Source organism: Citrobacter amalonaticus (assembly GCF_001559075.2).
GTDB classification, from domain to species: Bacteria; Pseudomonadota; Gammaproteobacteria; order Enterobacterales; family Enterobacteriaceae; genus Citrobacter_A; species Citrobacter_A amalonaticus_F.
In genome coordinates this window covers 4360204-4383608 of sequence record NZ_CP014015.2, presented here as the reverse complement: position 1 = coordinate 4383608, position 23405 = coordinate 4360204, and the positions used below count along the sequence as shown (strand labels likewise).

Here is a 23405-nt window from a genome sequence, read left to right as displayed (position 1 = left end):
GAGCAGACCTTCCCAAATTCAATCACGCTCATTGTTGATAATCACGTAGCTGAACAAAAAGTTGGACATACGTTCAATTTTCCGTAGGATCGGCAAAGCTGGACATGTGTCCAGTTTGTTTTTGTAGGGAGTTTTATGTTTCGTCAGTGGTTAACGTTAGTGATTATTGTGCTGGTCTACATTCCTGTTGCGATTGATGCAACGGTGCTGCACGTTGCCGCACCCACGCTGAGTATGACGCTGGGTGCCAGTGGCAACGAACTGTTGTGGATCATTGATATTTACTCGCTGGTGATGGCAGGGATGGTACTGCCGATGGGGGCGCTCGGCGATCGCATCGGTTTTAAACGCCTGCTGATTCTCGGCGGGGCGCTGTTCGGTCTCGCCTCACTGGCTGCGGCCTTTGCCCACACCGCCAGTTGGCTGATCGCCACTCGGGCCATTCTGGCGATTGGCGCGGCGATGATCGTGCCGGCGACGCTGGCCGGGATCCGCGCCACCTTCTCGCAAGCACGCCACCGCAACATGGCGCTTGGCGTCTGGGCTGCGGTGGGTTCAGGCGGGGCGGCATTTGGTCCACTGGTGGGCGGCATGCTGCTTGAGCACTTCTACTGGGGCTCGGTGTTCTTAATTAATGTGCCGATTGTTCTTGTCGTGGTGGCGCTCACCGCGCGCTATGTTCCGCGTCAGGCCGGACGCCGCGATCAGCCGCTCAATCTGGGACATGCCATTATGCTGATTGTCGCGATTCTGCTGCTGGTTTACAGCGCGAAAACGGCACTGAAAGGGCACATCGCCACCGGCGTTATCGCGCTGGCGCTGGTGAGCGGCGCACTGTTGTTGGCGCAGTTTGTCCGCATTCAACTGGCGGCGAGTCGTCCCATGATTGATATGCGCCTGTTCACCCATCGCATTATCTTAAGCGGCGTGGTGATGGCGATGACGGCGATGATTACGCTGGTCGGTTTTGAGCTGTTAATGGCGCAGGAGCTGCAGTTTGTTCATGGCTTAACGCCATATCAGGCAGGATTGTTTATGCTGCCAGTGATGCTGGCCAGCGGATTTAGCGGTCCGATTGCCGGGATGCTGGTATCACGACTGGGGCTGCGGAAAGTGGCCACTGGCGGAATGGCGCTATGCGCGCTGAGTTTCTATGGTCTGGCGGCAACGGATTTCAGTACTCAGCAAATCCAGGCCTGGATATTAATGGCGCTACTGGGATTCAGTGCTTCCAGCGCACTGCTGGCCTCAACGGCGGCAATTATGGCGGCGGCACCCGCCGAGAAAGCGGCAGCGGCCGGGGCGATCGAAACGATGGCCTATGAGCTGGGGGCGGGACTGGGGATTGCTATCTTTGGTCTGTTGCTCAGCCGCAGCTTCTCTGCGTCGATTACGCTGCCTGACGGTCTGAACGCCGGGGAGGTAGCGCGCGCGTCGTCCTCGATGGGAGAAGCGGTACAACTGGCGCAGACACTTCCTGCGACATTGGCGGATCCTGTCCTGCTGGCCGCGAAGCAGGCTTTTACCTGGTCGCATAGCGTGGCATTAAGCAGTGCCGGAAGCATGCTGATTCTGCTGGCTGTGGGCATGTGGTTTAGTCTGGCGAAGGCCACACGCGAATAACTCAGTGGGTGAACTGGCAGCGGTTATCCAGTTCTTCAACTTCCTTCCCGCTCAGACGCGCGTACTGACCCGTGAGCCGCCAGAACGCGGGTTGCGTTTCGGTATAAATCTCAGCGGCGAGGATCAGACGACGGCGATCGACCTCGTTGAATTCGAGCAACGTCCAGGGAATGAAGTAGCGCTCAGTATCGGTCAACTTGATCCACAGCGGACATCCACAGCCGGAGCAAAAATACCGTTCGCCGCGTGGTGACGACGCAAAATGTGCCGGGTCGGATGCTTCGGGATCTATCATCGGTTGCCCACAGGCTTCCAGATACATGGCGATACCACCGGACCATTTCTGGCATATCGTACAATGACAGGCATAGACGTCGAGGGATTCGACATCGACGGTAAAATGGCTCTGCCCGCAGAGGCAACGTCCTGTGTAGGTTTGCACGGCATTCTCCTTATGACCGGTTCAACGTCGGGGAAAAAAAACCAGCCCATCGTGGGCTGGCTTTTGTACAGCTCAATTCTAAAAAATTAGAACTGATAGGTCAGGCCAACGGCAACGATGTCGTCAGTGCCTACACCAGCAGCACGAGTAAAGTTGCTTTCGTCGATCAGGTTGATTTTGTAATCAACATAGGTAGACATATTTTTGTTGAAGTAGTAGGTTGCGCCAACATCAATGTACTCAACCACATCCTGATCGCCCCATGCACCCAGGTCTTTAGCTTTGGATTTCAGGTAAGCCAGGGACGGACGCAGACCGAAGTCGAACTGGTACTGAGCAACAACTTCAAAGTTCTGAGTTTTGTTCGCGATATGATCATCACCGAACGGAGTCATGTTGCGAGTTTCAGAGTAGGTGGTTGCCAGATAGATGTTGTTCGCATCATATTTCAGACCAGCAGCCCACACTTCAGCGTTGTCGCCGGAAGCATTCAGACTGTTGTTACCGTAGGCAACCTGGTCGTCAGTACGGTCAGATTTCGCATAAGCGGCGCTTGCTGCAAAACCTTCGTACTCATAGCTGGTAGACAGACCGAAGCCATCACCGTTCGCTTTAACTTCGTCGCCGCGATCGTTTTTACCCTGATACTGCAGAGCAAAGTTCCAGCCTTCAACCAGACCGAAGAAGTCGGTGTTACGGTAGGTCGCAACGCCAGTTGTACGAGCAGTCATGAAGTTGTCAGTCTGGGTCCAGGTGTCACCACCGAACTCAGGCAGAACGTCGGTCCATGCGCCAACATCGTAAGCAACGCCGTAGTTACGGCCATAATCGAAAGAACCGAATTCAGCAAATTTCAGACCAGCAAATGCCAGACGAGTTTTGTTGCCTTTGGCGCCATCTGATTCAGCGTTGTTGCCTTTGAATTCATATTCCCACTGGCCGAAACCGGTCAGTTGGTCATTAATCTGCGTTTCGCCTTTGAAACCCAGACGTGCATAAGTTTTGTCGCCATCATCGCCGTCATTGTCGGAGAAGTAGTGCAGAGCGGTAACTTTACCGTACAGATCCAGTTTGTTGCCGTCTTTGTTATACACTTCTGCCGCATTCACGACGCCTGCTGCCAACAGGCTAGTCACTGCCACTGCAACTAATTTAAGTTTCATTGTTAACAATCCTTATAATTTTCTTGGTGTGATTCCTGAACCATTGTCGATCGAAGCTTTTCCTCAATGGCAAACTATTTTTAAATTACGCAGCAGTATCAATTCAATAATAAGTTTCATGTAATTGCAGATTATTTCTATTTGTGTGATCCAGATCGCCTTAAGGTAAATCTGAGACGCGGAAATTCTTAGAAATAACCTTTTATGCAATATTTTCGCAGGGAATTATATACGGCTTATTGGTTATTAGCTGAGTTAGTTATCAGTGTGTACTATATACAGGTTAATAATTGTTAAACAATGTAAACCTCTGATTTATTAGCGTCTTGTTATCATAAATTTAACATAAGTTTAAAGACTTAATGCTCTTATTAGAGATGAAATAAATAAAACCGATTCTGAAGATTAATAAAGGTATGGTTGAGTGGTCAGAAAAAATCAAATAAGAATTTTCTAACAAAAGATGAATATCCTAAGAATGGGCTGGTGACGATTTGTCGCGCGAAAGCAAAGTCCGGGCCAGAAAGCGTACCGACCCGGGAGAGCGTTACGCGCGGCGTGTGGCCCACCAGCACAGCAGAGAACCGATGCAAACCATAATGGCACCCTGCCAGAAAGAGAACGATAGCGGGGCGCTCAGCAGCACGGCTGCCAGCGCAGATGACAGCACCGGTGTGAAATACGAGCCTACCGCCATGATGGTGACGTTGCCGTGCAAAATTCCCACGTTCCAGGCCGCATAGGCAAAACCCAGCGTCAGGGCGGCAGAGACCAGTTTAATGATGACCGGCGTACTGAACTCCATTTCAGGTTGTGGCGTCAAAAAATAGTGAACCCACAAACTGAGTGCGGTCAGTAAAACGAAAACCGTGATGCCATTAAATCCACGCGCATATTTATTGGTTACGGTACAGTAGGTCGCCCAGATAAAAGCCCCGAGAAAGGCGAGAAAATAGCTCAATGGACTGCTGGTGATATTGCTGATAATTTCCCCAGGATTCAGGCCGTTTTCGCCACCCAGCACCCAACAAATACCGGTTATCGCGAGCAGTAGTCCAGGAACGATTATCCAGGTGGTTTTTTGACCATTAAACAGAATCGCGAATAAAATAGTCAGACTTGGCCATAAATAATTGACCATACCGACCTCAATCGCCTGATGACGTGTGGCGGCATAGCCCAACGATAACGCCAGACATATTTCATAACTGACAAACAGCACGCTACCGGCGATTAAATAACCAACAGGAAAACGACGGATATTGGGAAACCCCACGGTAAATATCAGCAGCAGTCCACTTAATGAATAGATTGCCGCCGCACCGCCGACTGGCCCAAGTCCTTCACTGACGCCGCGAATCAGACCTACCATTGTGCTCCACAGCACAATCGCAATAAGTCCAATCAGCGTTGCTTTTTGTTTCGTCATTCTGTTTGCCGTTTCCCATGCCTATCTAAAAAGAAGTTGAAATATATAGCACTTTTTTAGCGAAATTATCCAGGCGAATACTGAGAGGGCTTACCACCTTAGTGGTATATAAAACCGACAATTGGGACTATTTAGTAGCGGAACCGTTTCGTTATTGATTTGACTCAAAAAAAATATGGGTATTGCTGTTAGTTTCCACGGCGACATGACAACTCTGGAAAAAGAGGGAAAGCAATGAACGTCAGCCGCAGAAAGTTTTTTAAAATCTGCGCGGGCGGTATGGCTGGAACAACGGTTGCTGCGCTGGGATTTACCCCCAAAATGGCACTGGCTCAATCGCGAAATTATAAGCTGTTGCGCGCGAAAGAGATCCGAAACACCTGCACATACTGTTCCGTAGGTTGCGGGCTATTAATGTATAGCCTGGGAGATGGAGCAAAAAACGCCAAAGAAGCGCTTTATCATATCGAAGGGGATCCGGATCATCCGGTAAGCCGTGGCGCATTGTGTCCGAAGGGCGCCGGTCTGCTGGATTACATCCATAGCGAAAACCGTCTGCGCTACCCGGAATATCGCGCACCAGGCTCCGACAAATGGCAACGCATTAGCTGGGATGATGCACTGACCCGCATTGCAAAACTGATGAAAGCCGACCGCGACGCCAACTTTATCGAGAAAAACGAACAGGGCGTCACGGTAAACCGCTGGCTTTCCACGGGGATGCTCTGCGCCTCCGCGGCCAGTAATGAAACCGGCATGCTGACGCAAAAATTTGTGCGCTCACTCGGCATGCTGGCAGTAGACAACCAGGCGCGCGTCTGACACGGACCAACGGTAGCAAGTCTTGCTCCAACATTTGGTCGCGGTGCGATGACCAACCACTGGGTTGATATCAAAAACGCAAACGTCGTGATGGTGATGGGCGGTAACGCCGCTGAAGCCCATCCAGTGGGTTTCCGCTGGGCGATGGAAGCGAAGAACAACAATGACGCCACGCTGATTGTTGTCGATCCCCGTTTTACTCGTACCGCCTCGGTTGCTGATATTTATGCGCCGATTCGCTCCGGCACGGACATTACGTTCCTGTCCGGTGTGCTGCGGTATCTGATTGAAAATAACAAGATTAATGCCGAATACGTCAGACATTACACCAACGCCAGCCTGCTGGTGCGGGATGATTTTACCTTTGATGACGGTTTATTCAGCGGTTATGACGCGAAAAAACGGCAGTACGATAAGTCGTCCTGGAACTACCAGTTCGATGAAAACGGCTATGCCAAACGCGATGAAACTCTGACGCATCCTCGTTGCGTATGGAATCTGCTGAAACAGCACGTTTCCCGCTACACGCCGGACGTCGTCGAGAACATCTGCGGGACGCCGAAGGCTGACTTCCTGAAAGTATGTGACGTGCTGGCCTCCACCAGTGCGGCGGATCGTACCACCACATTCCTGTATGCGCTGGGCTGGACTCAACATACGGTTGGGGCGCAGAACATCCGTACGATGGCGATGATCCAGTTGCTGCTCGGCAACATGGGGATGGCCGGCGGCGGCGTGAACGCCCTGCGTGGTCACTCCAATATTCAGGGACTGACCGACCTCGGACTGCTTTCAACCAGTCTGCCTGGTTATCTGACGCTGCCGTCGGAAAAGCAGAGCGACTGGCAGACCTGGCTGAACGCTAACACGCCAAAAGCCACGTTAGCGGACCAGGTGAACTACTGGAGCAACTATCCGAAGTTTGCCGTCAGCCTGATGAAAGCGTTCTACGGCGATGATGCGCAGAAAGAGAATGACTGGGGCTTTGACTGGTTGCCGAAATGGGATCAGGCCTACGACGTCATTAAATACTTCAACATGATGGATAGCGGGAAAGTCACCGGCTACATCTGTCAGGGCTTTAACCCGGTGGCGTCCTTCCCGGACAAAAACAAAGTGGTTCGCAGCCTGAGCAAGCTGAAGTATATGGTGGTGATCGATCCGCTGGTGACCGAAACCTCAACCTTCTGGCAGAACCACGGCGAGTCGAACGATGTCGATCCGGCGTCGATTCAGACGGAAGTGTTCCGCCTGCCGTCCACCTGTTTTGCCGAAGAAGATGGCTCCATTGCCAACTCCGGACGCTGGTTGCAGTGGCACTGGAAAGGGCAGGATGCGCCGGGTGAAGCGCGTAACGACGGCGAAATTCTGGCCGGGCTTTTCCATCGTCTGCGCGAGATGTATCGCACAGAGGGCGGGAAAGGCGTAGAACCGCTACTGAAAATGCGCTGGGACTACAAACAGCCGGACCATCCAGAGTCAGAAGAGGTCGCGAAAGAGAACAACGGTTATGCGCTGGCCGATCTCTACGACGCCAACGGTGTTCTGATTGCGAAGAAAGGGCAACTGCTCACCAGCTTCGCGCAACTGCGTGACGACGGTACGACCTCGTCTTCCTGCTGGATCTACACCGGTAGCTGGACGGAGAAAGGCAACCAGATGGCCAACCGCGATAATGCCGATCCGTCAGGGCTGGGCAATACACTGGGTTGGGCATGGGCATGGCCGCTGAACCGTCGCGTGCTGTATAACCGCGCCTCCGCGGATATCAACGGTAAACCGTGGGATGCGAAACGCATGCTGATCCAGTGGGACGGGGCGAAATGGACGGGTAACGATATCCCGGACTTCAACACCGCGCCTCCGGGCAGCGCCACCGGGCCGTTTATCATGCAACCGGAAGGTCTCGGCCGTCTGTTTGCCCTTGATAAACTGGCGGAAGGTCCATTCCCGGAACACTACGAACCGATGGAAACGCCGCTGGGTACTAACCCGCTGCATCCGAACGTGGTGTCCAGCCCGGTCGTGCGCATCTATGAAGATGACGTGCTGCGCTTAGGGAAGAAGGACGCGTTCCCGTATGTCGGAACGACCTATCGTCTGACCGAGCACTTCCACACCTGGACCAAGCACGCGCTGTTGAACGCCATCGCGCAGCCGGAACAGTTTGTGGAGATCAGCGAAACGCTGGCCGCCGCCAAAGGCATAGGCAACGGCGACTACGTGAAGGTAAGCAGCAAGCGCGGATTCATTCGTGCGGTTGCGGTGGTCACACGTCGTCTGCGTACGCTGCACGTCAACGGTCAGCAGGTTGAAACCGTCGGGATCCCGCTGCACTGGGGCTTTGAAGGGGTGGCGCGTAAAGGCTATATCGCCAACACCCTGACGCCAAACGTCGGTGACTCAAACTCGCAAACGCCGGAGTACAAAGCGTTTTTAGTCAACATCGAGAAGGCGTAAGGGGGCGAGCATATGTCTTTGGAAACGCAGGACATCATCAAAAAGTCCGCAACAAACGCAATCACGCCGCCGCCGCAGGCGCGTGATTACAAAGCCGAGGTCGCCAAGCTCATTGACGTCTCCTCCTGCGTGGGCTGCAAAGCCTGCCAGGTGGCTTGTTCTGAGTGGAACGACATCCGTGACGAGGTAGGGCATTGCGTCGGGGTGTACGACAACCCCGCCGATCTCAGCGCCAAGTCCTGGACGGTGATGCGTTTTAGCGAAACCGTGCAGAACGGCAAACTGGAATGGCTGATTCGTAAAGACGGCTGTATGCACTGTGAGGATCCGGGCTGCCTGAAGGCCTGCCCGTCTGCGGGTGCGATCATCCAGTATGCCAACGGGATTGTCGATTTTCAGTCCGAACACTGCATTGGCTGCGGCTACTGCATTGCCGGGTGTCCGTTTAATATTCCGCGCCTCAATAAAGAGGACAACCGCGTCTATAAATGTACACTCTGCGTCGATCGCGTCAGCGTGGGTCAGGAACCGGCCTGTGTCAAAACCTGTCCGACCGGGGCGATTCATTTCGGCACCAAACAAGAGATGCTGGAAATGGGCGAGCAGCGCGTCGCGAAGCTAAAAGCACGCGGCTACGAACATGCTGGCGTCTATAACCCGCAGGGCGTTGGCGGTACGCATGTGATGTATGTCCTGCATCACGCGAATCAGCCAGAGCTCTACCACGGTTTACCGAACGAGCCGAAAGTCGACACCTCTATCAATCTGTGGAAAGGGGCGCTGAAGCCACTGGCGGCCGCCGGATTTATCGCCACCTTTGCCGGGCTGATCTATCACTACATTGGTATTGGCCCGAACAAAGAAGTGGACGATGACGAGGAGGACCATCATGAGTAAGTCGAAAATGATTGTGCGCACGAAGTTCATCGACCGCGCCTGTCACTGGACGGTGGTGATTTGCTTCTTCCTGGTCGCGCTGTCGGGGATTTCATTTTTCTTCCCGACGCTGCAATGGCTGACGCAAACCTTCGGTACGCCGCAGATGGGGCGCATTCTGCACCCGTTCTTTGGCGTAGCGATTTTTGTCGCGCTGATGTTCATGTTTGTCCGCTTCGTCCACCACAACATCCCGGATAAGAAAGACCTTCCGTGGTTGAAAAACATTGTCGAAGTGCTGAAAGGCAACGAACACAAAGTGGCGGATGTCGGCAAATATAACGCCGGGCAGAAGATGATGTTCTGGTCGATCATGAGCATGATTTTTGTGCTGTTGGTGACCGGCGTGATTATCTGGCGTCCGTATTTCGCGCAGTACTTCCCGATGCAGGTGGTGCGTTACAGCCTGCTGATCCACGCGGCGGCAGGGATCATTCTGATCCACGCCATCCTCATTCATATGTATATGGCATTCTGGGTGAAAGGATCGATTAAAGGGATGGTTGAAGGGAAGGTGAGTCGCCGCTGGGCGAAAAAACACCACCCGCGCTGGTACCGTGACATCGAGAAAGCAGATGCGAAAAAAGAGAGTGAAGAAGGGTTGAACTAATTCTCTTTTTCACCGCTAAAGGCGCTACACCGGTAGCGCCTTTTTTTTGCCATAAAAACGTCATGAGACTGTCATCGGCTAAACGTAACGTGTTGTCTTCACAAATAACCGAAGAGTTAACCGACAATGCATCTGGTCAAGAAATTGCTCGCTGTGAGCGTACTTCTTTCCGCGTCAGTTCAGGCGCAGAACGTCCTCGAGTTCCCACAGCCGGAGAACAATCCGGAAGAATTTTATGCTGTGACGGAAATCCCGGCTGGCGGGATCATTAAATATGAAACCGACGCTAAAACCGGGTTTATCATCGCGGACCGCTTTCAGTCGATGCCGGTGGCCTATCCGGCAAACTACGGCTCGCTGACCCAGTCGCTGGCAGGTGATGGCGATCCGCTGGATGTGATTTTTTACACCCGCGCCCCGATGGCTCCGGGAACGCTGATCAAGCTGCGTGCAATTGGCGTACTGAAGATGATTGATGGCGGCGACAAGGATGACAAAATTGTGGCGGTTCCTGCCAGCAAAATTGATCCTACGTATGACGACATCAAGGAACTGGCCGACCTGCCGAAAATTGAGGTTCAGCGGCTGGAATCGTTCTTCCGCGTCTACAAAGAATTACCGGAAGGGCGCAAGAAAGTAGAGCTGAACGGCTTTAACGACGCGGCGACCGCGAAGCAGGAAATCAAACAGGCATGGGATGCCTGGAAAGCGAAAAACCCACAGCAATAAGCGATTTTGCCGGACGGCGTTTGCCAGTCCGGCTGTCAACGCGGCTACTGCACCGCCAGACGGCGCAGGCGGGAAATGTCTACGCTTTTTTGCGCTTGCGCCAGACTCCAGGTACTTTGCAGATTCAGCCACATTTCCGGGGAACTGCCGATCACCACCGAAAGTTTGATCGCCATTTCCGGGGTGAGTGCCGCTTTGCCCGTGAGTAACCGGCTGGCGGTTGAGGGCGCAATCTCCATTGCTCTGGCAAATTCACGCAAACTGACGTTCAGTTCGTCCAGCGCTTCCTGAATGATATCCCCGGGGCGGGGATGATTCGCCATTTTCATCAGTGATAATCCTCGTAATCCAGAATGTACGCATCGCCATTGACGAATTCGAACGTCATACGCCAGTTGCCTGAAACCGATATTGACCAGACGCCATCACGATCGCCGCTCAGGGGATGCAGTCGGTAACCGGGCATGTTGATATCGTTCACGCAGCCTGCGGCGTCAATCACGGCGAGGCGGTGTCGCAAACGTTTGACGTGCTTTGCCAGCACGCCTGACGTTTTACCGTGAAGAAACAGGTCGCGTAATCCCTTGTGCCTGAAATTCATGATCATCCATTTCACCTCGTTCCTTCATGAGGAACAGTAGCATTATGTTCCGTTAGGCGCAACAATTTTCGCCATCGCGTGTGCGATTGTGTGGCGAAATGAAGAAAGAGAAAAGAAGAGGGGATGAATACTGGAAAGCGCTACGCAAATTGCCCGGCAAACTTCGCGTTGCCGGGCATTGAGGGTTAAAGACGCGCGGTGATGTCGTCTATCTCTTTACGCCACTGAGCTTGCAACTGCGGCTTCTGGTGTCTGGGTTTACGGGCCAGATCCTCAGCCAGACGTTGCTCAAGCATCAGCAGCTTTTCCAGCAGACTGTCATCGTCGCTGCGCTCCGCGATAAGTGGATCGTACTCTTTTACAACCGCCGACGAGTGTTCCAGCGTGGTTTGCCGGATACGGGCATAGACGGCGTCCAGATCGTGCCATTCGCTCAGCTCGCCGTCGTCAACAAACCAGAACCGATTACAGCTCTGGCTGATGAGTTGACGATCGTGACTGACCAACAGCACGCCGCCTTCAAAGGTTTGCAGGGTCTGTGCCAGCGCCTCTTTACCTTCCATATCCAGATGGTTGGTCGGTTCATCCAGCATCAGCAGGCTATAACGCGCCAGCGACAGGCCGACAAACAGCAGACGAGAACGCTCGCCGCCGCTTAACGTACTGACCAATTGCGCGTGGCGTATCCACGGAAATCCCGCGCTAATCAGCGCCATTTTGCGGATATCCGGCTGCGGGGCGAACGGTTCAAGGGCGTCAAACAACGACGCGTCATCCGGTAATTGATGCAGCGTCTGATCGTAGTAGCCCAGCGTTACGCGAGGGTGGAGGCGCAGCGAATCTGATGCCAGTTCCGTCTGATAATGCTGCCAGATCAGTTTTAACAGTGACGATTTACCGCAACCGTTGCGCCCGACGATCGCCACCCGGTCACCACTTTTCAGGCGGATGCCGTCAATGGTAAACAGCGTCGGCGCTTCTGGGGCAGGCGTGACCGACAACTGCGACAGTTCCAGCAGACGGTCTGCCCGTAGCGCGTCTCCGTGCAATGTTAGTGACCACTGACTTCCTGCCGTCAGATCCGTTTGCACCTCCTTGAGACGTAACACCTGTTTTTCCATTTGCTTCGCTTTGCGCGACAGATCTTCGTTGTCATACACCCGGCCCCAGGTTGCCAGCCGTTTAGCACTGGCGGTGACGCGATCGATCTCTTTTTGTTCCGCCTTATGACGCAACGCGTCGCTGGCATCGCGCTCAAGCAGTGCCTGGCGTGCCGCGCTGCAGGGCAATGCAAAGGCGTGCAGGGTACGATCGCGCAGGATCCACGTGCCGTTTGTGATCGCATCCAGCAGTTGCGGATCGTGGGACACCACCACAAAACTGCCGGACCAGTTCTGTAAAAACTGCTCCAGCCACAGTAACGTCGGCAAATCCAGGTGGTTTCCCGGTTCGTCAAGCAGCAGCAGATCAGGCTGGCGCATCAGCGCGCGGGCCAGCAACAAACGCGTATGCTGACCGCCACTCAGGGTTTGCGCCGTTAATTGCAGATCCTGGACACTGAAGCCCATTTGCGCGAGTAACGCCTCCACCTGCCAGAGCTGGCTGGCCCGTTCATGTTCAGGAAGTTGTGCCAGAACGGCTTCCTGTAACGTCAGCGGCAGGATCTCGTCGGGCAGGTGCTGTTCGACACGCGCAAGATGGCAGTGGTTCGCCAGCGCCAGAGTGCCGCCAGTCGGGACAATCGAACCGTCGAGAACTTTCAGCAGCGTGCTTTTGCCGCAGCCGTTGTAGCCGATCAGCCCAATGCGATCGCCTTTTTTTAGGGTAAACGTCAGATCGTCGAAAAGCGTGCCGAACGCCGTATCAACGTGCAGGGATTGTGCGGTTAGTAATGTGCTCATTGTTGCTTACTCAAGAGTTACAGGCGTCAAAACGCCTCGTCAAACATCGCTGACGATAACCCGGTAAGCCCGAGAGAAGGGGAATTCAGAAGTTAGCTTCGCTCAAGCAGAAGTTATCGCAGCACGATACCGATAACGCTTGAGCACTGGCGATCGCCAAAAGCATGTGAAGCGATGAAGCGTTCACAGTACAGCATAAGTATCCTCCTTTTATTTATCCGAATGTTAATCGATGGCGAAAGTGTAATCGCAAGTGATGAGACAGCGCAAGCCTGAAGGCCCGGCAGCAGGCGCCGCCGGGCGGTTCGTCAGATAGAAGTACGACGATAGTCGCGATATTCCGCTTGCCAGAAGTTCTCTTCGATAGCCTGCAACAGCGCTTCGGCGGAGGTTTTCACCGCCACGCCCTGTTGCTGCGCCATCTTCCCGACGGCAAACGCAATGGCGCGCGAGACGGTCTGAATGTCTTTCAGTTCAGGCAACACCAGACCTTCGCCGTTAAGCACCAGCGGCGAGTACTGGGCCAGCGTTTCACTGGCGGACATCAGCATCTCATCGGTAATGCGGGAGGCGCCGGAGGCAATCACGCCCAGCCCAATCCCCGGGAAAATATAGGCATTGTTACACTGGGCGATAGGATAGACTTTGTCTTTCCAGACCACCGGCATAAATGGACTGCCGGTAGCGACCAGCGCGTTGCCTTCGGTCCAGGCGATGATGTCCTGCGGCGTCGCTTCCACACGCGAGGTGGGGTTCGACAGCGGCATCACGATCGGACGCGGGCAATGCTTGTGCATTTCGCGGATGATCTCTTCGGTGAACAGACCGGTTTGCCCGGAAACCCCAATCAGAATGTCAGGCTTAACGTTACGGACCACATCAAGCAGCGACAGCACCTCGTTGTCGGTATCCCACGCCTGCAGATTTTCACGTTTCTGCACCAGTTTGGTCTGGAAGGAGAGCAGATTCGGCATCTGGTCGGTCAGCAGGCCAAAGCGATCCACCATGAAGACTCTCTGGCGCGCGGCCTCTTCACTTAATCCTTCACGCTGGATCTGGGCAATGATCTGTTCGGCAATACCGCAACCGGCTGAACCCGCGCCGAGGAAGACAATTTTCTGTTCGCTAAGCTGGCTGCCTGCCGCCCGGCTGGCGGCGATCAGCGTGCCAACGGTCACCGCGGCGGTGCCCTGAATGTCATCGTTGAACGAGCAGATTTCGTCGCGATAGCGGTTAAGCAGCGGCATGGCGTTTTTCTGCGCGAAGTCTTCAAACTGCAGCAGAACGTCCGGCCAGCGGTGCTTAACGGCCTGAATGAATTCATCGACAAACGCATAGTATTCGTCGTCGGTGATGCGCGGATTGCGCCAGCCCATGTATAACGGATCGTTGAGCAGTTGCGGGTTGTTGGTTCCCACATCCAGCACGACCGGCAGGGTGTAGGCCGGGCTGATGCCGCCACAGGCGGTATACAGCGAAAGCTTACCGATGGGAATGCCCATCCCGCCGATCCCCTGGTCGCCCAGGCCAAGAATCCGCTCGCCGTCGGTGACCACAATCACTTTGATGTTGTGGTTGGGGACGTTTTGCAGGATGTCATCCATGTTGTGGCGGTTCTGGTAGGAGATGAACACGCCGCGCGCGCGACGATAAATCTCGGAGAAACGTTCACAGGCCGCACCGACCGTTGGGGTATAGATCACCGGCATCATCTCATCGAGATGGTTATGCACCAGTCGGTAGAACAGGGTTTCGTTGGTATCCTGAATATTGCGTAGGTAGATATGTTTGTCGATTTCCGTTTTGAATCCCTGATACTGGATCCAGGCACGTTCTGCCTGTTCTTCAATCGACTCGACCACTTCCGGCAGTAACCCCAGCAGGTTGAAGTTACGGCGCTCTTCCATACTGAAAGCACTGCCTTTATTCAGTAAGGGGAATTCCAGCAATACAGGGCCAGCGTAAGGAATATAAAGGGAACGCAGTTTTTTGCTTTTGGTTTCCATGTCACTCACTCTTTTTTTGAATATCCGTCCCTGGCACTTTTTATAATATGTTGCCATTCCACCAGGGCATCGGGCACAGAGTATAAAGCATCGCGCATGGATTAAGGCTTTTGTAAGCAAAAACACCATCGCGTTTGCGATGGTGTTTATCGTCATATTCGGGCTGTGCGGTTACTTTTTGCTGTCTGCGTGGCGTTTTCTGCCGGTAGGGTTGTTCACCACGCTGGATTTTTCACCTTCAGTCACCACTTTGCGCTGATTGGAAATTTTATGGTCCAGTCCAAGAATATGACGGGCCTGACGGTTCGATTTCATTCTAACTCCTTTATCCTGTTACTGGTTTCAAGGATGAGTCCATGTGACTTCGGACGAAATATAACCCTTAAGGTCGACGGTACCGATGGATACCGACCTGATTGATAGTCGGACATTTAATCGGAAAGGTCAATGTGTAAGCAGGGAATTAAGAAGTCTCTGCTAACAGCCACGAAATCGGGTGAACGTCCTATACTTGTTATCCCGACGACAATAAGGAGCGAACGATGACAATCCATAAGAAAGGTCAGGCACACTGGGAAGGCGATATCAAACGCGGAAAAGGCACCGTTTCGACGGAAAGCGGCGTGCTGAACCAGCAGCCTTATGGTTTCAATACCCGTTTTGAAGGGGCGAAAGGCACCAATCCGGAAGAGTTGATCGGCGCAGCGCATGCCGCCTGTTTCTCAATGGCGCTTTCATTGATGCTTGGCGAGGCGGGCTTTACGCCGGATGCCATCGACACCACGGCTGACGTGTCGCTGGATAAAGTTGATGCCGGTTTTGCGATTACCAAAATCGCGCTGCACAGCGAAGTGAACGTGCCGGGAATCGATGCCGCCACCTTCGACGGTATCATCCAGAAAGCGAAAGCCGGCTGCCCGGTGTCGCAGGTGCTGAAAGCGGAAATCACCCTCGATTATCAACTGAAGTCGTAATGACAGTATTGCCCGGTCGCGTGATGCTGACCGGGCATAAACATGTTGAAATCAGCCTCCGGTAACCGTGCCTGTCATCAGGCACGCCAGCAACGTACGTCCGTTCCCACATCAAGCCTGCGTAGCGCCTGTCGTGCTTCGCAGCCGTGGGTCGCTAACGGGCACCGGTCACGAAAAAAACAGCCCGTCGGCAATACCCGGTTGCCAGGTAATTCCGTTTTGCGTATCACCCGTTCTTCAGCCAGCGGCGCGCCGGTTTTTGGCACGGAATCCAGCAGCAGGCGGGTATAAGGATGTGCCGGGGTGGAGAGCACCTGCGCCGTCTCGCCGAGTTCGACGATTTGCCCGAGGTACATCACTGCCACCCGGTCGCTCATGTGGCGTACCACTGAGACGTTATGCGAGATCAGAATGTAGGTCAGATTGCGACTGACCTGCAACGCGACCAGCAGGTTCAGGATCTGCGCCTGGACGGAAATATCCAGCGCTGACGTCGGCTCATCCAGCACGATCACATCCGGTTCTGACGACAGCGCCCGGGCAATCGCGATGCGCTGACGCTGTCCGCCGGAGAAAGCGTGCGGCAGGCGGTCGAGGTATTCCGGGCGGATCCCAACCTGACTGGCTAAGGTTGCCGCCAGCGCCCGTCGCTCCCGTTCGCTGCTGCGTTTCTGAATCCATACCGGCTCGGTGATAATCCGCCACACCGGCAGACGTGGATCCAGTGAGGAGAGCGGGTCCTGAAATACCATCTGCATTTCGGTCGATGATGAATCCTGTTGATACTGCCCCTGGCTTGGCTTCAGCATCCCCATGAGCAACTGCGCCAGCGTGCTTTTTCCACAGCCGGATTCACCGACAATCCCCAGCGTCTCGCCCCGGCGGATCTGTAAATCCATCCCGTTGAGCGCATGCACGCGTTCGGTGACCCGTCCCAGCCAGTTTTTCTTCGCCGGGAAATTGACGTGCACATCCTGTAAAGCCAGTAACGTTTCAGACATGGGGATTCTCCAGAAGAGGATACCAGCAGGCTGAGCGCTGGTCTCCAGCGCCATGCGGGCTCATGGCGGGTATCGTTTCGCAAAGCGGACCTGCGGCAAAGCAGCGATCCCGAAACGCGCAGCCGCGCGGCAGGCGGGTGAGATCCGGTACGGTGCCAGGGATCGCCGGCAGCGGCTGACGCGGTTCCCCTTGCTCCGGCGCGCATTTCAGCAGGCCAATCGAATAGGGATGGGTCGGATGGTGGATCACGGCATCGGTCTGGCCACTTTCAATTACGCTTCCGGCATACATCACGTACAGCCGGTCGCACAGTTGCGACACCACCGCCATGTCATGACTGATAAACAGCACGGCCGTGCCGCTGGCGCGGGCCTTGTGTTTCAGCAGACGCAGCACTTGCAACTGTACGGTGACGTCCAGCGCGGTGGTAGGTTCATCAGCGATGATCAGCTCCGGTTCGCAGGAGAAGGCAAGGGCGATCATCACCCGCTGACGCATGCCGCCTGAAAGCTCAAACGGAAAGCGGGTCATCACCCCGGCGGCGTCGGGGATCTGCATCTCTTCCAGCAGGGTAATCGCCTTTTCCCGGGCCTGCGCGCGGCTTACCGTCTGATGGTGGCGAATCACTTCCACCATCTGCTGGCCGATACGTCGCGTTGGGTTGAGTGCCGTCATCGGCTCCTGGAAGATCATCGCCACCCGTGCGCCGCGCCATTGACGCATTTGCTTCTCGCTGGCGTTAAGCACATCTTCGCCCAGTAGCGAGACGCGCCCCTGATGAATGCGGTAGCTACCTTCCGGCAGCAGGCGCATGGTGAGCATCGCGGTGACTGACTTCCCGGAACCCGATTCGCCCACCACGCCGACAATTTCGCCGCGTTGAATGCGCAGCGACACATGGCTCAGGGCGTGAACGTCGGCTTTATATCCCGGAAAACTCAAGTGTAAATCGTCTATTTCCAGCACCGGTTGAGTCATTACTGTTTTCCTCCTGCTTTCGGATCCAGCAAATCACGGATCCCGTCACCGAACAGGTTAAAACCGACGGCCGTGATCAGGATGGCGGCGCCAGGGAAAGCGCAATACCACCACTGATCGAGAACGTAATTACGGCCAATCGCGACCATCGCGCCCCATTCGGCGCTTGGTTGCTGAGCGCCAAGCCCGATAAAGCCCAGCGTGGCCGCCATCAGAATGGCGCTGCCAATATCCAGCGATGCCTGCACAATCAGCGGCGGCAACGAGTTACGCAGGATGTGCCAGCTAATCAAATGCCAGCGGGAAGCGCCGTACGTGCGGGCGGCCTGGACATAGGTAAACTGGCGCACGACCAGCGTTTGCCCACGCGCCAGACGTACGTAAAAGGGAATGCGCACAATAGCAATCGCCAGCATCGCGTTAAACAGGCTCGGCCCGAGCGCGGCAGCCAGCGCCATTGTCAGCACCAGCGAGGGAATCGACAGCATAATATCCATCATCCGCATGATGATGGCGTCAGCACGACCGCCCATCACGCCGGACAGACAGCCCAGCAGTGAGCCGACACCGCCAGCAATTCCGACCACCACCAGCCCGGCAACGATCGACTGCTGGCTGCCCACCAGCACCCGACTGAACAGATCGCGTCCGACTTCATCAGTTCCAAACCAGTGCGTCGCCGTTGGCGGCAACAGCCGCGCACTTAAATCGATCGCGTTGGGATCGTATGGCGCGATCCACGGCGACAGCACCATCAGTAACAGCATCAGGACAATAATCACGCCGCCAATCATTGTCAGCGGACTGCTTTTCATCAGCCAGAACAATCTGGCCCAGTCAATGCGCCGACGCGTCACGCGTACCGGCGTCGGCGTCTCTTCGGTTAACATCATTCAGCACCTCCACGCCCAATGCGCGGGTCCACCCACAGATAGAGCAGATCCACCACCAGATTGACCAGCACATAAGCAAAAGAGACCACCACGGCGAAGCCCATTACCGCCGGGAAATCGAGCGCCTGAATAGAGGTCACCACCCAGGCGCCCATTCCGGGCCAGGCAAAGACGGTTTCGGTCAGCACCGCGCCATACAGCAAGTCACCCAGCGCCAGTCCAAGCACGGTAATCGACGGGATCAGCGCGTTGGGCAGGGCATAACACAGCACGATGTACCAGCCGGGAAGGCCGCTGGCTTTCGCCGTGCGGATATAATCTTCACTGAGCTGTTCCAGCATCGCGGAACGGATTTGCCGCGCCACAATCCCCAGGTGAACAAACGCCAGCGTCAACGACGGTAAAATCAGATGCTGTAAGGCATTAAAAAAGACCTCGCCGTTGCCTTCCAGCAGGGCATCGATCAGATAAAACCCGGTCACATGCGTTGGCGGATCCAGCCAGTCATCCAGCCGTCCGCCACCCGGCAAAATTTGCAGATGGCCGTAAAACAGCACGATCACGCCTAGTCCCAGCCAGAAGGCCGGCGTCGAAATGCCGGTGATCGCCATCAGACGCACCAGGTGATCCAGCCAGCGGTTACGCCAGACGGCGGAAAGAATGCCCAACGGAATACCGATGACCAGTGCCAGCAGCAGTGAACAAAAGGCCAGTTCCAGCGTTGCCGGGAAAAAGACGCGCAGTTCTTCCATCACCGGACGCCCGGTGCGAATTGAAATGCCTAAGTTCCCCTGGAAGACATCGCTTACATAGCGCGCAAACTGCACATACAGCGGTTGATTCAGCCCAAGCTGTTGGCGAATATTTTCGACAATCTCTTCGCTTGCCCGATCGCCCGCCAGCAGGCGGGCCGGATCGCCGGGGATCAGGTGCGAAATAATAAAGGTGATGACGCAAACGCCGGCCACCACAAGGACAAGTCCCCAGCAGCGCTGGCGCAAAATGCTCCAGAAAGTCATTGGCTTCCCCTGGCGGAGCCAGTACGGCTCCGCATTAACGTGGCTTATTTGCTCATGGTGCCGATATTAAAGACCTGCTCGAGCATCGGGTTGAACACGAAGCCTTTGACCTCTTTGTTCATCGCTAACTGGTAGTTCTTCTGGAACAGATAGACGTAGGCCGCTTCATCAATGACGATTTTTTGCGCCTGCTGGTAGTCCTTAGTTCTGGCGGCCTGATCGGTGGTACTCAGCGCGCTGCGCAACAGCTTGTCGACGTCGGCGTTTTCATAGAACGAGCGGTTACCGGGCAGTCCTTTTTTGTCAGACTCAAACCAGTAGTTCATGAACATATAGGGGTCGGCGAAGTCCGGGCTCCAGTTGCCGATGGCGATGTCGTAATCGCCTTTACCCACGCGATCACGCATGGTGGCGTTCGCCAGTTTCTCTAGCTTCACGGTAATCCCCAGTTTGCTGAGGCTGGCCTGAGTGGCAAGGGCGATCGGCTCCCAATTGGGATCGTTGTCAGAGTAGAGGAAGCTCAGGCTGGTGGGTTTGCTGGCGACTTTGTCCCATTCCGCTTTCGCTTTGGCTTCATCAAAGTTGTATTGCAACGCAGAGGCATCGTAGCCCCACATGCCTTCCGGGATCGGCCCGCGCATCTGTTTGCCGTTGCCGCTGAGGATCCCTTTCACCATTCCCTGATAATCGGTGGACCAGGAAATCGCCCGACGCAGATCTGCCTGATTCAGCGGTGCTTTGCTGTTGTTCAGATAGAGATAGGTCACGCGAAGCGACGGATAGTCAGCCACGGCGACTTTGCCTTCCTGTTTTAACGCGCTGAGCTGATCCACCGGCAGGGCATCCGCGATGTCGATATCGCCGCGCGACAGTTGCAGACGGCGCGACGCGCTCTCACCGATAATTTTCACCGATACGCGTGTAAAGTTCGGTTTTGGACCAGCGTAATGTGGATTCTGGACCAGCACCAGTTGTTGGCCTTTCTGCCAGCTTTTCAGCATAAACGGCCCGGAACCTGCGGTGTTTTGCGCCAGAAAACCACGGGCGTCATCCGCGGCATGCGCTTTCAGCACCGCCGGGTTGATGATCGACGCGCCGTCATTGGCCAGCGTGTAAAGGAACGGAGCGAACGGTTGACTGAGGGTAAATTTCACCGTGTGCGCATCGACAGCGTCTACCTTGAGATCTTTAGGAAACGCTTCTGCCGGTCCCTGACCGATTTTCAGCAGACGTTCGAAGGACTGTTTCACCGCCTCAGCGGTGACGGGGGAACCATCGGCAAATTTGGCCTGATCGTTAAGCGTAAAGGTCCACTCTTTTTGGTCGTCAGAGGATTTCCAGCCGCTTGCCAGGTCACCTTCTACCTCGGTAGAGCCTTTATCGCCTTCGGTTTTGTACTTCACCAGACGCTGGTAGGACGGGTAGGTCACCGTCCAGTCGTTATTATCGATAGTCACCGCCGGGTCAAGGGTTTGCGGATCAGCGGCTTTACCGATCACCAGCATGTCTTTCGGGACGGCAGCCTGGACCGCAGGCAGGGCCATCGCCAGGGAAACGGCAATCAACGCGGGACGAAACAACGAAGTTAATTTCATGACGACGCTCCGGAATCAAAAAGAGGTGTGTGTTGTTGTGGTTGTAACGGGAAAGCAGGCAATACAGTCTTCCAGCAGCGGATAACGACTCGCGGCAGGTAACTCAAAATGCCACCACTCGCTGCTGATGCCGACAAAGCCACCGCCAAACATAATGGCGTTGAGTAACAGCCGGTTACGCTGCGCGGCGGCAGGAACAGAAGGGTGATACGCATGTGAACGGTCGTGCATTTCATCAAAACCCGCCCCCATATCGAGGATCTTGCCATTCGCGTCTTTCAACGTGACGTCGATGGCCGTTCCGCGACTGTGGTTCGAGCCGATGGCAACATCGACCACATATTGCGGATCGGGGCAGGCATCCCACAGGATGGACTGTGCCTGTTGCGGACGATAGGCGTCATAAACCACCAGAGAAAGGCCCGCCAGTTGCGCAATGCTGATGCTTTTCGCCAGCGCGGTGACCGCATCCTGGTGCAGCAGGCAGCACGATTCGCGATAAATCGGCGCGCCGGTCAGGTTATCGGCGGTCGCATATTTGAGGTCGATATCCAGCGTCGGAAAAATCACCGACAGATCGACCAGTTGCGGAGTTTCAGACATAGCACGTTTCCTGTTTATTGTTCGAATTGACCAAATTCTTGTTGTAACTGGCGGTTGGTCTGTAGCCGCCCGGTAAGTGAATCGCCCAGCTGTTCCGCCACGCCGGAAAGCAGAAGATTAAACAGACAGCTCACCGGCGCCAGCGAATCCCAGAAGTGTCCGGTGTCCGTTTTCACCTGCAGTAAATCGATGGCGTAATCCCGTGCCCAGGGGCACCAGACATCGGTGATCAGCGCCAGCGGAATGTGCCGCTCGCTGGCGACGCGGCAGTACTGCCGGGCAATGGCGGAGTAAGCGCGGGTATCGGTCAACACCACATACGGTTTCTCAAACCCGGAATTGAGGGATTCCACCCAACTGCCGGAGAGCCCTTCGGAGTAGTTCACCCGAGGACGCAGATATTCGAGATGACTGAAGAAGGCATTGGCGATCCCCCGCGTCGACTGGATCCCCAGCACATACACCGCTTCCGCCTGCGCCAGCTGCCGGGTAATACGCTGGAAAGCGTCCCCTTGCGCCAGTTGATAAACATGGGCGATCGCGTCAATCTCCAGCGATAGCGACTGACGTGCGCGGTCCGGCAACTGTTGCTGTTGTTGCCAGGAGTCCAGACGCTCGTTCATGCCCCAGGGCTGATAGGGGACAGAAGGCAGTTCACGCAGGCTGGCTTTAGCATCTTCCAGATTTCGATAGCCGATTTTGCGCAGATAGCGTCCAACGGTAATCCCGCTGGTACCCGTCGCTTTGCCAATGCTGTCGGCGGTTTCAAACGGGATTTGCGCCACATGGGTCAACAGCCAGCTGGCAACACGCTTTTCACTCGGCGTATGCAGGCTGAAGGTCTGTTCAATTCGGGTCAGTAACTCAGGTTTTGCTGTCATCACCGTCTCGCTGTTACCAGGCTGTCAAAAGTCCGCTCACTGTTAGTTCATTAACAATGCAGGACGCGTGCCATGTTCAAAAACGCCGCCGCGACAGGCGTCAATTGTTAAATTGATGCCGCATTAATTAACTTATGATCAACATTTGTGCAGCGTAGTGCAGTTTTGGTGCAACGGTAAGGCTAAAGGGCGGTTATCTGCCGGATACGCAGGCGCGATCACACTCTCGCGGCGAAATAAACGGCAAACATCAGGATCGGTACCGGGAAATATCAATAACAGCCATAACAAGTATGGGTGTATTTATTTCTGAGAAGGGAGCGGTATTATTCTCTTCGTTCTACATTAACGGTTTAAAGCGCTCATGTAGAGGTTATTTATATCATTAACGGAGCCATCATAATGAACAAATTTTCCCTTTCTACAGCAGGTATTTTAGTAGCAGCGCTGTTGACCAGTGTCAGCGTCAATGCAGCAACGACTGACGCGAAAACCGACGTCACGCCTAAGAGCATGAGCTGCCAGGAGTTCATCGACCTGAACCCGCAGACGATGGCGCCGGTTGCTTTCTGGGTATTAAACGAAGATGAAGACTTTAAAGGCGGCGACTACGTCACTTTCGATGAAACAGTGACAACTGCGGTTCCTTTAACCGTTGAAATCTGTAAAAAACATCCGCAGAGCGAACTGACTAAAATTAAAGATGAAATCAAAAAAGAATTAAGCAAATAAGATTAA

The 23405-nt window shown here is 54.6% G+C and carries 22 protein-coding genes; 7 read left to right on the top strand and 15 right to left on the bottom strand.

Going from position 1 to position 23405, the window contains the following annotated elements:
- Positions 1-135 precede the first annotated feature (135 nt).
- A complete protein-coding gene (locus tag AL479_RS21170) occupies positions 136-1623 on the top strand; it encodes an MFS transporter (RefSeq protein ID WP_061077531.1) in 1488 nt (495 codons plus the stop codon).
- A gap of 1 nt (position 1624) precedes the next feature.
- Here AL479_RS21170 and AL479_RS21165 read toward each other — a convergent pair whose 3' ends face one another.
- The 3 genes from AL479_RS21165 to yddG form a co-directional block, all read right to left on the bottom strand.
- Entirely contained in the window at positions 1625-1945 is a 321-nt protein-coding gene (locus AL479_RS21165) for a GFA family protein (protein WP_233623225.1), read from the bottom strand.
- Between the two features lie 206 nt (positions 1946-2151).
- The gene (ompC, locus tag AL479_RS21160) at positions 2152-3228 is read right to left on the bottom strand and encodes a porin OmpC (RefSeq protein ID WP_042319003.1); all 1077 of its coding nucleotides are present in this window, start codon (positions 3226-3228) and stop codon (positions 2152-2154) included.
- 547 nt (positions 3229-3775) lie between these two features.
- On the bottom strand, positions 3776-4657 hold the full coding sequence (gene yddG, locus AL479_RS21155) for an aromatic amino acid efflux DMT transporter YddG (protein WP_061077529.1): 882 nt from the start codon (positions 4655-4657) through the stop codon (positions 3776-3778).
- 234 nt (positions 4658-4891) lie between these two features.
- Between yddG and fdnG the strand changes: the two genes are divergently transcribed.
- The 4 genes from fdnG (at position 4892) to AL479_RS21135 (ending at position 10214) form a co-directional block, all read left to right on the top strand.
- Positions 4892-7939, top strand: a complete 3048-nt coding sequence (gene fdnG, locus AL479_RS21150; RefSeq protein ID WP_081093698.1) for a formate dehydrogenase-N subunit alpha — start codon at positions 4892-4894, stop codon at positions 7937-7939.
- Positions 7940-7951: 12 nt separating this feature from the next.
- The gene (fdxH, locus tag AL479_RS21145; RefSeq protein WP_061077527.1) at positions 7952-8836 is read left to right on the top strand and encodes a formate dehydrogenase subunit beta; all 885 of its coding nucleotides are present in this window, start codon (positions 7952-7954) and stop codon (positions 8834-8836) included.
- Entirely contained in the window at positions 8829-9485 is a 657-nt protein-coding gene (gene fdnI, locus AL479_RS21140; protein ID WP_061077526.1) for a formate dehydrogenase-N subunit gamma, read from the top strand. The genes fdxH and fdnI overlap by 8 nt, the downstream gene beginning before the upstream one ends.
- Before the next feature lie 126 nt (positions 9486-9611).
- Positions 9612-10214 carry an inorganic diphosphatase gene (locus tag AL479_RS21135; protein WP_061077525.1) on the top strand — a complete coding sequence of 201 codons (603 nt, stop codon included), beginning with the start codon at positions 9612-9614 and terminating at the stop codon, positions 10212-10214.
- A gap of 44 nt (positions 10215-10258) precedes the next feature.
- Here the strand turns inward: AL479_RS21135 and AL479_RS21130 are convergent, their stop codons facing one another.
- The 5 genes from AL479_RS21130 to sra form a co-directional block, all read right to left on the bottom strand.
- Positions 10259-10543, bottom strand: a complete 285-nt coding sequence (locus tag AL479_RS21130; protein WP_061077524.1) for a HigA family addiction module antitoxin — start codon at positions 10541-10543, stop codon at positions 10259-10261.
- Positions 10543-10821 carry a type II toxin-antitoxin system RelE/ParE family toxin gene (locus AL479_RS21125; protein ID WP_043000694.1) on the bottom strand — a complete coding sequence of 93 codons (279 nt, stop codon included), beginning with the start codon at positions 10819-10821 and terminating at the stop codon, positions 10543-10545. The genes AL479_RS21130 and AL479_RS21125 overlap by 1 nt, the downstream gene beginning before the upstream one ends.
- Before the next feature lie 179 nt (positions 10822-11000).
- Positions 11001-12716 carry an ABC-F family ATP-binding cassette domain-containing protein gene (locus AL479_RS21120; RefSeq protein WP_061077523.1) on the bottom strand — a complete coding sequence of 572 codons (1716 nt, stop codon included), beginning with the start codon at positions 12714-12716 and terminating at the stop codon, positions 11001-11003.
- 308 nt (positions 12717-13024) lie between these two features.
- Entirely contained in the window at positions 13025-14722 is a 1698-nt protein-coding gene (gene maeA, locus AL479_RS21115) for a malate dehydrogenase (RefSeq protein WP_061077522.1), read from the bottom strand.
- A 171-nt stretch (positions 14723-14893) separates the two neighbouring features.
- A complete protein-coding gene (gene sra / locus AL479_RS21110; protein WP_061077521.1) occupies positions 14894-15037 on the bottom strand; it encodes a stationary-phase-induced ribosome-associated protein in 144 nt (47 codons plus the stop codon).
- Positions 15038-15264: 227 nt separating this feature from the next.
- On the opposite strand from sra, the gene osmC reads away from it, so the two are divergent.
- Positions 15265-15696 (top strand): peroxiredoxin OsmC, encoded by a 432-nt coding sequence (gene osmC, locus AL479_RS21105; RefSeq protein WP_061077520.1) that lies wholly within the window; start codon positions 15265-15267, stop codon positions 15694-15696.
- Positions 15697-15773: 77 nt separating this feature from the next.
- Here osmC and AL479_RS21100 read toward each other — a convergent pair whose 3' ends face one another.
- The 7 genes from AL479_RS21100 to AL479_RS21070 are packed head-to-tail and all read right to left on the bottom strand — an operon-like array spanning position 15774 to position 22667.
- Positions 15774-16697, bottom strand: a complete 924-nt coding sequence (locus tag AL479_RS21100) for an oligopeptide/dipeptide ABC transporter ATP-binding protein (RefSeq protein WP_061077519.1) — start codon at positions 16695-16697, stop codon at positions 15774-15776.
- Positions 16690-17676, bottom strand: coding sequence for an ABC transporter ATP-binding protein (locus tag AL479_RS21095; protein ID WP_061077518.1), 987 nt, complete (start codon positions 17674-17676; stop codon positions 16690-16692). Before AL479_RS21095 ends, AL479_RS21100 begins: the two co-directional genes overlap by 8 nt.
- Positions 17676-18569 carry a D,D-dipeptide ABC transporter permease gene (gene ddpC, locus AL479_RS21090; RefSeq protein ID WP_061077517.1) on the bottom strand — a complete coding sequence of 298 codons (894 nt, stop codon included), beginning with the start codon at positions 18567-18569 and terminating at the stop codon, positions 17676-17678. The genes AL479_RS21095 and ddpC overlap by 1 nt, the downstream gene beginning before the upstream one ends.
- Positions 18566-19588 carry an ABC transporter permease gene (locus AL479_RS21085; protein ID WP_061077516.1) on the bottom strand — a complete coding sequence of 341 codons (1023 nt, stop codon included), beginning with the start codon at positions 19586-19588 and terminating at the stop codon, positions 18566-18568. Before AL479_RS21085 ends, ddpC begins: the two co-directional genes overlap by 4 nt.
- A 44-nt stretch (positions 19589-19632) precedes the next feature.
- A complete protein-coding gene (locus tag AL479_RS21080) occupies positions 19633-21183 on the bottom strand; it encodes an ABC transporter substrate-binding protein (protein ID WP_061077515.1) in 1551 nt (516 codons plus the stop codon).
- 15 nt (positions 21184-21198) lie between these two features.
- Positions 21199-21786 (bottom strand): D-alanyl-D-alanine dipeptidase, encoded by a 588-nt coding sequence (gene ddpX, locus AL479_RS21075; RefSeq protein ID WP_061077514.1) that lies wholly within the window; start codon positions 21784-21786, stop codon positions 21199-21201.
- A 14-nt stretch (positions 21787-21800) separates the two neighbouring features.
- Positions 21801-22667: a MurR/RpiR family transcriptional regulator gene (locus tag AL479_RS21070; protein WP_061077513.1), complete on the bottom strand. Its 867-nt coding sequence runs from the start codon at positions 22665-22667 to the stop codon at positions 21801-21803.
- A gap of 402 nt (positions 22668-23069) precedes the next feature.
- On the opposite strand from AL479_RS21070, the gene hdeB reads away from it, so the two are divergent.
- On the top strand, positions 23070-23399 hold the full coding sequence (hdeB, locus tag AL479_RS21065; protein WP_042319050.1) for an acid-activated periplasmic chaperone HdeB: 330 nt from the start codon (positions 23070-23072) through the stop codon (positions 23397-23399).
- Positions 23400-23405: the final 6 nt, after the last annotated feature.

Bases quoted from the DNA above. Each gene is read 5' to 3' on its own strand.
- AL479_RS21120 (WP_061077523.1), bottom strand. From the start codon at position 12,716: ATGAGCACATTACTAACCGCACAATCCCTGCACGTTGATACGGCGTTC.
- ompC (WP_042319003.1), bottom strand. From the start codon at position 3,228: ATGAAACTTAAATTAGTTGCAGTGGCAGTGACTAGCCTGTTGGCAGCA.
- fdxH (WP_061077527.1), top strand. From the start codon at position 7,952: ATGTCTTTGGAAACGCAGGACATCATCAAAAAGTCCGCAACAAACGCA.
- AL479_RS21085 (WP_061077516.1), bottom strand. From the start codon at position 19,588: ATGACTTTCTGGAGCATTTTGCGCCAGCGCTGCTGGGGACTTGTCCTT.
- sra (WP_061077521.1), bottom strand. From the start codon at position 15,037: ATGAAATCGAACCGTCAGGCCCGTCATATTCTTGGACTGGACCATAAA.
- AL479_RS21070 (WP_061077513.1), bottom strand. From the start codon at position 22,667: ATGACAGCAAAACCTGAGTTACTGACCCGAATTGAACAGACCTTCAGC.
- AL479_RS21130 (WP_061077524.1), bottom strand. From the start codon at position 10,543: ATGAAAATGGCGAATCATCCCCGCCCCGGGGATATCATTCAGGAAGCG.
- fdnI (WP_061077526.1), top strand. From the start codon at position 8,829: ATGAGTAAGTCGAAAATGATTGTGCGCACGAAGTTCATCGACCGCGCC.
- ddpX (WP_061077514.1), bottom strand. From the start codon at position 21,786: ATGTCTGAAACTCCGCAACTGGTCGATCTGTCGGTGATTTTTCCGACG.
- hdeB (WP_042319050.1), top strand. From the start codon at position 23,070: ATGAACAAATTTTCCCTTTCTACAGCAGGTATTTTAGTAGCAGCGCTG.
- osmC (WP_061077520.1), top strand. From the start codon at position 15,265: ATGACAATCCATAAGAAAGGTCAGGCACACTGGGAAGGCGATATCAAA.
- AL479_RS21135 (WP_061077525.1), top strand. From the start codon at position 9,612: ATGCATCTGGTCAAGAAATTGCTCGCTGTGAGCGTACTTCTTTCCGCG.
- yddG (WP_061077529.1), bottom strand. From the start codon at position 4,657: ATGACGAAACAAAAAGCAACGCTGATTGGACTTATTGCGATTGTGCTG.
- AL479_RS21165 (WP_233623225.1), bottom strand. From the start codon at position 1,945: ATGTATCTGGAAGCCTGTGGGCAACCGATGATAGATCCCGAAGCATCC.
- AL479_RS21170 (WP_061077531.1), top strand. From the start codon at position 136: ATGTTTCGTCAGTGGTTAACGTTAGTGATTATTGTGCTGGTCTACATT.
- maeA (WP_061077522.1), bottom strand. From the start codon at position 14,722: ATGGAAACCAAAAGCAAAAAACTGCGTTCCCTTTATATTCCTTACGCT.
- ddpC (WP_061077517.1), bottom strand. From the start codon at position 18,569: ATGATGTTAACCGAAGAGACGCCGACGCCGGTACGCGTGACGCGTCGG.
- AL479_RS21095 (WP_061077518.1), bottom strand. From the start codon at position 17,676: ATGACTCAACCGGTGCTGGAAATAGACGATTTACACTTGAGTTTTCCG.
- AL479_RS21100 (WP_061077519.1), bottom strand. From the start codon at position 16,697: ATGTCTGAAACGTTACTGGCTTTACAGGATGTGCACGTCAATTTCCCG.
- AL479_RS21080 (WP_061077515.1), bottom strand. From the start codon at position 21,183: ATGAAATTAACTTCGTTGTTTCGTCCCGCGTTGATTGCCGTTTCCCTG.
- AL479_RS21125 (WP_043000694.1), bottom strand. From the start codon at position 10,821: ATGATCATGAATTTCAGGCACAAGGGATTACGCGACCTGTTTCTTCAC.